The following is a 7,421-nucleotide window of genomic DNA, read 5'->3' as shown; positions in this document are numbered from 1 at the left end:
GTTCACGGTCAGCTCCACCTCGAAAGGCGAGTCCGCATTGCTGAGATAAATCAGTGTGAAAGTCTCGAAATCGAGCCGCTGCGCCACCTCGAGGCCGAAGGCCTTGTTGTAGAAATCGACGGACCGTGCCTCGTCGAGAACCCTGATCATGGAATGGATCGCCTTCGCCAAATCGGACTCCGCAGCTTTCTTGATTTCGAAGCCGATTATGCGTGCTGGCGAAAAAAGGTGGTGGCAGCCGATTACCACGCATGCGGCTTGGAAATGGGTAGTCTCCCGGCGCGGGCGAGGATGGGCGCGCCTAAGGACGAAAGTCTGATTGCCGTTGCCGGCCATTGGATCGAAGATGACAAACGCAGGCAGTGTTCAAAAAAGGCGCCGGCTCGCTCAATCGGCGCCCAAGACAAACAAAAACGGGAGGTACTGATGTGCAGAGTCTTCGCCGGGCAAAACCCGGAAGGCTACCGGCAGATCAACCGGTCGATTCGCATCGACGGTCATTCGACCAGCATCCAGCTCGAGGCGACATTCTGGGATCTGCTTGACGAGATCGCCGACAGCCAGGGACTGACGACACCGAAATTCATCTCGAAGCTTTATGACGAGGCGATCGAGATCAACGGCCAGATCCCGAACTTCGCCTCCATGCTGCGCACGACCTGCGCGCTCTATCTGCGCGGCCACCGGCCCAATGCCGAGGAACAGGCTGCGTTGAAGCGGGAAGCCGCCTAACTCTCTGCCGCGACTTCGAGCGCCAGCCGGGTCATGTCGGTGAAGAGGGCCTGACGCTCCGCATAGTCCGTCAGCTCGCCGGTGGCGATATGATCGACCACGGTGAGCAGCGACAGTGCCCGGGCGCCGAACTGCGCGGCAATCCGATAGAGCGCGCTGGTCTCCATATCGACTGCCAGCGCCCCAAGCGCCCTCGGCTCGTCGAACCGCGCGCGGCCGTCGGGATGGTGGAACACGTCGCTGCAGATCGTCAGCCCGGCGCTGCAGGCGATGCCGAGATCGGCCGCGCGTCGCAGCGCCAGCGCATGCAGCGCCGGATCCGGTCCCGCCGGCTGGTACAGCCCGAACACCTGTCCGCTAATCGCGCTCTCCGCCCGCACTTCGCTGGAGATGACGAGCCCGCGCAAGGGCACATCGTCTGCTAAGCCGCCACTGGTGCCGGTGCGTATCAGCGTCTTCACGCCATGATAGTCGAGCAATTCATGCGCGTAGATCAGGAAGGATGAAACGCCGATGCCGGTCGCCTGGATGCTGACCGGCTTGCCGCGGAACCGGCCGGTGAAGCCCAGCGCGCCCCTTCGGCGGTTGACGCAGCGAGGCGCCTCGAGAAAGGTCTCCGCCATCCATTGGGCGCGCTCGGGGTCGCCCGGCAACAGCACCGTTTCGGTATAATCGCCCCTGTCCGCCTCGATATGCGGCGTCACGCGCTACTACCCTCTGATAGATCCATCCGGCGACCATCATGGCAGGGCCGTCGCAATGTGCAAGCGATAGCTCATTTGGAAGCAATTCCAGCGAGCTGTAAGGCGGTCAGGCACCAGCGCCTTCGCCTTGCGTCGTCCGTCCGCAATTGCGTCAGCGCTCTAGGATTCCAGCACGTCCTTGACGATCGTCGCCAATTGCTTGAGCGAGAACGGCTTCGGCAGGAAGCCGAAATGGGCGTCGGCCGGCAGGTTCTTGGCAAAGGCGTCCTCGGCATAACCCGAAACGAACACGAACTTGATGTCCGGCTGACGCTTGCGCAGCTCGCCGAGCAATGTCGGCCCGTCCATCTCCGGCATCACCACGTCGGACACCACGATATCGACCTTGCCGCCAAGCGCCTCGAACACTTCCAGCGCCTCGACGCCGGACGACGCCTCATGCACGGTGTAGCCGCGCGACATCAGCGCCCGCACACCGCCCATGCGCACGGCGTCCTCGTCCTCGACCAGAAGCACTGTGGCCGAACCGGACAGATCCTTGGCCGTGTCGGCCGGCTTGGCCGGAGCCGCCGCCACGGCTGCCGGCGCCGCGCCGGGCTCGGCCTGCTTCTTCACCTCGGCGATGTGGCGCGGCAGGAAGATGCGGAACACCGTGCCCTTGCCGATCTCGGAATCGCAGAAGATGAAGCCGCCGGTCTGCTTGATGATGCCGTAGACCATCGACAGGCCGAGGCCGGTGCCCTTGCCCACTTCCTTGGTCGTGAAGAACGGCTCGAAGATTTTCTTGAGAACGTCGGGCGCAATGCCGCTGCCGGTGTCCTCGACATCGACGAGCACATAGTCGGCCGGCGTCAATTCGCGATAGGCGAAGGATTTGCATTCTTCCGTCGTGACGTTGCGGGTGCGCACGGTAAGATCACCGCCGCTCGGCATGGCGTCGCGCGCGTTGACGGCGAGGTTGACCACCACCTGCTCGAATTGGCCGATGTCGACCTTGACCGGCCACAGGTCGCGCCCGTGGTCGATCTTCAGCTTGATGTCGTTGCCGACAAGGCGGGCGAGCAGCATCCGGAGATCGGCCAGGACATCGGTCAGGTTGAGCACTTCCGGCCGCAGCGTCTGCTTGCGCGAGAAGGCCAGCAATTGCCGCACGAGCGAAGCCGCCCGATTGGCGTTCTGCTTGATGTTCATGATGTCGGGGAAGGACGGATCCGACGGACGGTGGTTGGTCAACAGAAGGTCGGACGCCATGATGATGGCGGTGAGCACGTTGTTGAAGTCGTGCGCGATACCGCCGGCAAGCTGACCGACCGCCTGCATCTTCTGACTCTGCGCCATCTGGCCCTCGAGCGCCTTCTGCTCGGTGGTCTCGACCGCATAGACGATGGCCGATTCCTCGGCGCCCTCGCCGCCCGCGCTGTCGGCGACGGCGTTGACGTAGAAGCGGATATGGCGCTCCTCATTGCCGGGCAGCACGGAGTCGATCGGCTCGATATTGGCCTGCCGCTGCCTGGCCTTCTCGAAGGCGGCGGCGAAGGCCGGACGGTCCCGTTCGTGGACGATGGTCTCGAACCGCACCCGCCGGTCGACGGCGTCCCGGTCGACCACGGATGAAAACAGCTGCAGGAATGGCGCGTTGGTGCGCAGGATGCGCCCGCTCGCATCGACGCCCGCGATAGCCATGGGAGTCGAGTTGAAGAAACGGGTGAAGCGGACCTCGGAAGCCCGCAGTTCCGCCGAAGCGTCCTCGCCCTGGGTACGGTTGAGCACGATGGTGCGGGTCGGACCGTTCACGCCCTCGCGGCTTGCCGAAACCCGGTGCATGAAGCGCACCGGCAGCGCCTGGCCGCTCATGGTGGTGAGGTCGAGGTCGATGACGGCATTGCGGGTCGTGCCGGGATCGGCCTTGACCGAGCGGACCAGCGCCATGCCGTCGCCGGCGATGATTTCCGGCAGCGTGATGGCGCCCGGCGTGAAGGAGGCAAGGTCGATACCCAGCCACTCGGCGAGAGTGGCGTTGATATAGGTGACGCGGCCTTCCTGGTCGGCCGAGAAGAACCCGGCCGGCGCATGGTCGAGATGGTCGATGGCCTTTTGCAGGTCGAGGAAGAAACGCTCCTGCTCCGCCCGTTCCTGCGAGATGTCGGCAAGCTGCCAGGCCAGCATCGGCAGCCTTTCCCCGGGCATGCTGAAGGCGCGGGCGCGGGCCCGGTACCAGCGCGCGCCGGGCTCGGCGCCGGGCTTGATCGACTGCGCCAGCCGGAACTCGCCGTCGCCCGCCTGGCCGTCGCGCAGGCCCGACGCCAGCCTGTAGATCGTCATCGAGGCCTCGGGAACATCAGACAAGAGACCTTCGACGGTCTTGAGATCGGCCGCCGAGGCGGCGCCCGTCATGTCGGCATAGGCGCGATTGGCATAGACGACGCGGCCCTTGGTGTCGGTCACCAGCAGGCCCTGCGACATCGAGTCGACAAAGGCTTTCGACAGTTCGTCGCCGGTCGACCGCGGCGCGATCTGCACGAAGCCGATCGCGGTCGCGAACAGGAAGCCGACGCCGATCATGGCGAGCACGCCGAGCATGCCGAGCAGGAAAGGATCGCCGAGCCGCTCGCGGAAAAGTCCGAAGACGATCGCGGCGCCGGTCAAGACGACGATGAAGACGATGAGCCTGGTGACGGCGCCCGGACGCGTGTTCTGGTCGACGATCGGTACCGGATAGAAATCGCCGCGCGTTTCCTTGGCCATGTTCCCCCTGCTCGTGATTCCGGTGTCCGACGGGCGCGGACGGCCGGTTGAATCACATTCTCCTGTAGCGGAAAAGGCCCCGGCGGCAAATGTCCGATAAAATCAATGATTCATGTTTCAAACTGTTCACGATGGGTGATGTGAACTTGCGGCGGGCCGCCACCGCGGTCTAGTGTCGCCTGACCTCAAGAGGCGATTGGGTGCACCGATGCTGCAGTGGCTGGATAGCGTGGCGGGTCCGGGTTATGTCGCCGCAATCCTGTGGACGTTTGCAGCACTCATTTTGCTCGTCGTCATCCTGCTCGTCATCAAGGTTGTGCGCAATCTTACCTTCGGCACTTTCGTGGCCGGCGGCAGGAACCGCAAGACGCGCCTCGCGGTCATGGACGCCACCGCCGTCGACAGCCATCGCAGGCTGGTGCTGGTGCGCCGTGACGACATCGAGCATCTGATCCTGATCGGCGGGCCGACCGATGTCGTGGTCGAGCGCGATATCAGGCTGGCAGCGCCGCGCCGGCCGGCGCTTACCGGCGACAGCGGCCAGCCACAGGCAACCGCCGCCGCGCGCCCGCGCGCGCCGCAACCGGCCCCTCCGCCCGCCCCCGGCCCCGTCAGGCAACCGCCGCCTGCCGCCCAGCCAGTTGCCGCCGCACGCCCGCGCGCGCCGGCGGCACCGAGCCAGCCGACCGCCAAGGTCACGCCCCTGCCGAGCTACGGAACGATCAACGGCAGCGACAGATACACGCCGCCGCCCTCAAACGATTCCGTCGACGACACATTGATGCACGAGCTCGAGACCTCTCTCGACGAGACGCACTCCCAGCCGGCAGCGCCAAGCAAACCCGCACCCAAGCCCTCGCTCGATGATGAGATGGCCAAGCTGCTTGGCGAACTGGGCAATCACAAGCGCTGACCTAAAGCATGTCTCCCGAAAGTGGGAACCGGTTTCGGGATAAGACATGCGTAAATCAAAACCTAAAGCGCATGGAGCGAATCTGAAGATCGCGACCCGCTTTAGCGGCAGCTTGCCGGAACGCGCGAACTCTCCGCAGCTAGGAGCTGAAAACAAAAATGGCCGGAAAGCCGGCCATTTTTGACGTTTCTGCTTTCAGCTCGCGTCAGTCGTCGCGATACACCTTTTCGCGACGCTCGTGGCGTTCCTGCGCTTCGATCGACAGCGTCGCGATCGGACGCGCGTCGAGCCGCTTCAGCGCGATCGGCTCCCCGGTTTCCTCGCAATAGCCGTAGGTGCCTTCATCGATGCGCTGGAGCGCGGAGTCGATCTTCGAGATGAGCTTGCGTTGGCGGTCGCGGGCGCGCAATTCGATGGCGCGGTCGGTTTCGGAGGAGGCGCGATCGGCAAGATCTGGGTGGTTGGCGTTTTCCTGCTGCAGGATTTCTAGGGTTTCGCGCGCCTCGCGCAGAATGTCGTTCTTCCAGGTGATAAGCTTTTGGCGGAAGTACGATTTTTGCCGTTCGTTCATGAACGGCTCGTCTTCGGAGGGTACGTAATCGGCGGTAACGATGTCGTTCATTCGACTCACCCAACAACCCCAAATTTGGCGCCTATATATTCGGGGACAAGAGCCTGCACAAGCGGTATCGACGACAGTTTCACGCAATTGTTAGTCTCGCATCGGCAGCTCCGGCAACGACGTTGTTTCAACGGCATAAAACGAATTCGCATATGATTCGTTGCAGGTGCTCGCGCCGGCCATTGTGCATGACGTGGTTCTGGTGACTAATCGCGCTTTGCCTGTCAGGCAGCGCCATGGGGGAACGCATGAGCAGACTTTATCTGTTGCGGCATGCCAAGGCCGGCTGGGCGCTGCCCGGCGTGCGCGATTTCGACCGCCCGCTCGACGAATCGGGCAAGGCTGACGCCGAAGCGATGGGAGAGGCTATGCGGGCCCGCAACTACGTGCCGGACGTCACGCTTTGCTCCAATGCCAAACGGGCAAGACAGACGCTGGAAGGCCTGGCGGGGCGCACCGACACCGGCCGGGTGCTGTTCTTCGACACGCTCTACAGCGAGGATGCGGCCGGCTATCTCGACATCATCCGCAAGAACGCCGGCGCCGAACAGCTTCTGGTGATCGGCCACAATCCCATGACCGAGGATCTGGCCATGGCGGTGTCGGGCGACGGCGACGAGGCGGCGCGCGGCATGATGAAGCACGGTTTTCCGACCTCCGGTCTCGCCGTGGTGCGCTTTCCCGGCAATCTTGCCGAAGCGGCGCAGGGCAACGGCTACCTCGAAGCCTTTCTCACGCCCGCCGACCTCTGAGGCCATTTCAAACGCCAGGTCCAGCGCCTATATCGGGCGCGGACGCGCAACCAGAGGCCTGATTTGGCATCATCGCTGACGACTTTCACCGACGAGGCAAGGATTGCGCTCGACACGCTGTCGGGCCGGGCCGCCGGGCTCTTCTCCCCCTCATTGCGTCTTGGCGTCACCGGTCTTTCCCGCGCCGGCAAGACGGTGTTCATCTCCGCCCTCGTCCACAACCTCATCCATGGCGGACGCCTGCCGCTCTTCGAAGCGCAGAAATCCGGCCGCATCGCCCGCGCCTTCCTCGAGGAGCAGCCGGACGATGCCGTTCCGCGTTTCCAGTACGAGGACCATGTCGCGGCCTTGGTGAACGACCGCGTCTGGCCGGACTCCACACGCGCCATCTCGGAGCTGAGGCTCACCATCGAATACGAGTCGGCTTCCGGCTGGAACCGGCTGTTTTCAGCCGGGAAACTGTCGATCGACATCGTCGACTATCCCGGGGAATGGCTGCTCGACCTGCCGCTGCTCGGCAAATCCTTCGCCGATTTTTCGCGCGAGGCGGTCGAGTTGGCCGCCCTGCCCGTCCGCTCCGACCTGTCTCAGGCCTGGCGCGAGCTGGCTTCCACCGTCAATCCCGATGCCGACGCCGACGAGATGACGGCGCGGCGCTTGGCCGAGAGCTTTGCCGCCTATCTCAAGGGCTGCAAGCTCGACGAACGCGCCCTGTCGACGCTGCCGCCCGGCCGCTTCCTGATGCCGGGCGACCTCGAAGGCTCGCCGGCGCTCACCTTCGCGCCGTTGATGATATTGGCGGACGGCCGGCCGCGCTCCGGATCGCTGCAGGCGATGATGGAGCGCCGCTACGAGGCCTACAAGACGCATGTCGTCAAACCGTTCTTTCGCGAGCACATCACCCGCCTGGACCGGCAGATCGTGCTGATCGACGCCATGCAGGCGCTCAATGC

The 7,421-nt window shown here is 64.1% G+C and carries 9 protein-coding genes; 5 read left to right on the top strand and 4 right to left on the bottom strand.

What is annotated here, in order from left to right:
* Positions 1-171: VOC family protein (locus EOA24_RS21380; RefSeq protein ID WP_348633076.1), on the bottom strand; the 171-nt coding region annotated here is incomplete at its 3' end.
* Between the two features lie 255 nt (positions 172-426).
* Here EOA24_RS21380 and EOA24_RS21375 point away from each other — a divergent pair.
* A complete protein-coding gene (locus tag EOA24_RS21375) occupies positions 427-732 on the top strand; it encodes a ribbon-helix-helix domain-containing protein (RefSeq protein ID WP_126060664.1) in 306 nt (101 codons plus the stop codon).
* Here EOA24_RS21375 and EOA24_RS21370 read toward each other — a convergent pair.
* Both EOA24_RS21370 and EOA24_RS21365 read right to left on the bottom strand, forming a co-directional pair.
* Positions 729-1,436 carry a DeoD-type purine-nucleoside phosphorylase gene (locus tag EOA24_RS21370; protein ID WP_126082558.1) on the bottom strand — a complete coding sequence of 236 codons (708 nt, stop codon included), beginning with the start codon at positions 1,434-1,436 and terminating at the stop codon, positions 729-731. The genes EOA24_RS21375 and EOA24_RS21370 overlap by 4 nt on opposite strands.
* A 159-nt stretch (positions 1,437-1,595) precedes the next feature.
* Positions 1,596-4,181 carry an ATP-binding protein gene (locus tag EOA24_RS21365; RefSeq protein ID WP_126082557.1) on the bottom strand — a complete coding sequence of 862 codons (2,586 nt, stop codon included), beginning with the start codon at positions 4,179-4,181 and terminating at the stop codon, positions 1,596-1,598.
* Between the two features lie 208 nt (positions 4,182-4,389).
* Between EOA24_RS21365 and EOA24_RS21360 the strand changes: the two genes are divergently transcribed.
* Together EOA24_RS21360 and EOA24_RS41745 are read left to right on the top strand one after the other, a co-directional pair.
* A complete protein-coding gene (locus EOA24_RS21360; protein WP_189354105.1) occupies positions 4,390-5,094 on the top strand; it encodes a flagellar biosynthetic protein FliO in 705 nt (234 codons plus the stop codon).
* A gap of 46 nt (positions 5,095-5,140) precedes the next feature.
* A complete protein-coding gene (locus EOA24_RS41745; protein WP_189343123.1) occupies positions 5,141-5,278 on the top strand; it encodes a hypothetical protein in 138 nt (45 codons plus the stop codon).
* 21 nt (positions 5,279-5,299) lie between these two features.
* On the opposite strand, the gene dksA is transcribed toward EOA24_RS41745, so the two are convergent.
* Positions 5,300-5,716, bottom strand: a complete 417-nt coding sequence (gene dksA, locus EOA24_RS21355) for an RNA polymerase-binding protein DksA (protein ID WP_040972254.1) — start codon at positions 5,714-5,716, stop codon at positions 5,300-5,302.
* Positions 5,717-5,964: 248 nt separating this feature from the next.
* On the opposite strand from dksA, the gene EOA24_RS21350 reads away from it, so the two are divergent.
* Both EOA24_RS21350 and EOA24_RS21345 read left to right on the top strand, forming a co-directional pair.
* Positions 5,965-6,468 (top strand): histidine phosphatase family protein, encoded by a 504-nt coding sequence (locus EOA24_RS21350; RefSeq protein ID WP_126082556.1) that lies wholly within the window; start codon positions 5,965-5,967, stop codon positions 6,466-6,468.
* Between the two features lie 63 nt (positions 6,469-6,531).
* Positions 6,532-7,421 (top strand): YcjX family protein (locus EOA24_RS21345; protein ID WP_189354102.1); only part of this gene is annotated, 890 nt, incomplete at its 3' end.

The sequence above is a fragment of the Mesorhizobium sp. M2A.F.Ca.ET.039.01.1.1 genome, assembly GCF_003998035.1.
Classification (GTDB): Bacteria; Pseudomonadota; Alphaproteobacteria; order Rhizobiales; family Rhizobiaceae; genus Mesorhizobium.
The sequence above is the reverse complement of the archived record's forward strand: the minus strand, read 5'-3'. Positions and strand labels throughout refer to the sequence as shown.

Excerpts from the sequence above, each read along its gene's own strand:
- EOA24_RS21375 (WP_126060664.1), top strand. The coding sequence starts at position 427 with ATGTGCAGAGTCTTCGCCGGGCAAAACCCGGAAGGCTACCGGCAGATC.
- EOA24_RS21365 (WP_126082557.1), bottom strand. The coding sequence starts at position 4,181 with ATGGCCAAGGAAACGCGCGGCGATTTCTATCCGGTACCGATCGTCGAC.
- EOA24_RS21360 (WP_189354105.1), top strand. The coding sequence starts at position 4,390 with ATGCTGCAGTGGCTGGATAGCGTGGCGGGTCCGGGTTATGTCGCCGCA.
- dksA (WP_040972254.1), bottom strand. The coding sequence starts at position 5,716 with ATGAACGACATCGTTACCGCCGATTACGTACCCTCCGAAGACGAGCCG.
- EOA24_RS41745 (WP_189343123.1), top strand. The coding sequence starts at position 5,141 with ATGCGTAAATCAAAACCTAAAGCGCATGGAGCGAATCTGAAGATCGCG.
- EOA24_RS21350 (WP_126082556.1), top strand. The coding sequence starts at position 5,965 with ATGAGCAGACTTTATCTGTTGCGGCATGCCAAGGCCGGCTGGGCGCTG.